This is a genomic window from Acidiphilium sp. PM, assembly GCF_000219295.1.
In the GTDB taxonomy this organism is placed as follows: domain Bacteria; phylum Pseudomonadota; class Alphaproteobacteria; order Acetobacterales; family Acetobacteraceae; genus Acidiphilium; species Acidiphilium multivorum.
The window spans coordinates 1-979 of record NZ_AFPR01000452.1; the positions used below are offsets into that span (position 1 = coordinate 1).

1 protein-coding gene is annotated in these 979 nt (G+C 67.9%); it reads left to right on the forward strand.

Annotation, left to right across the window (positions count from 1 at the left end; all coding sequences use genetic code 11):
* Nucleotides 1-334: 334 nt before the first annotated feature.
* The coding region (locus tag APM_RS13665; protein WP_007423956.1) for an ISL3 family transposase at nt 335-979 on the forward strand (645 nt) is incomplete at its 3' end.

Consider the following 979-nt stretch of genomic DNA (forward strand, 5'->3'; position numbering starts at 1 on the left):
CCTCGACGCCGCGAGTGGAACTTCGGCGGTTCCTGAAAGTGGCGTGACCACCACCGCAGGTAGCAGCCCTGCCACGCTGGGGCCAGTTTCTTGGTTCGGCTGGAGTGCCGTTTCTTCGTCCCGGCCTGATCGTGCGCGGGGCGTCGTGCACAGCCGCGGTCAAGAATGGCCGCAGGCCATCGCGTAGCGACGCGCAGCGTTCTTGACGGCGGCGAGCACGGCGCCAGTCTTGAGGCAGACGGGCCGAGCAGCCGCATCCCGCAGTCCGATCGCGCATTGGCGCGGCATGCGGTGCCAGCCCGCACGGGACACTCTGATTGCGCGGAGCACCGCCATGGCAAGCAGCGACATCTTCACCCTCGGCCTCGGACTGACCCCACCCTGGCGCGTGGTCGACCAGCGGTTGGAAACCGACTACCAGCCGCATGAGTTGCATCTGGCCGTCGCCGCCGACCCAGGCGCCCGCTTCCCCTGCCCAACCTGCGGCCGGCTGTGCAAACCGCACGACTGGAAGGAACTGAGCTGGCGGCACCTCAACTTCTTTCAGCACGCCTGCATCATCGAGGCCCGTGTGCCACGCACCGACTGTCCGGAGCACGGCGTACTCCGCATTGCTGTGCCTTGGGCACGTCCCGACAGCGGCTTCACGCTGTTGTTCGAGCAGGCCGCGCTGGCTCTGATGCGCGAGATGCCGGTTGCCGCTGCCGCGCGCATCATCGGCGTCACCGACCAGCGGCTGTGGCGCATTCTGCGGTACTATGTCGGCCGGGCGATCGAGCGGCTCGATCTCAGCGGGGTCGAGGCGATCGCACTCGACGAAACCGCGGCCAAGCGAGGCCACAGCTACGTCACCGTGTTCATTGACCTCGATGCGGCCGAGCGCCCGGTGCTGTTCGTCACCCCCGGAAAGGGTAAGGAATGCATGACCGCCTTCCGGGCCTTCCTGGCGGAGCACGGCGGCGAGGCCCGCCGCATCGCT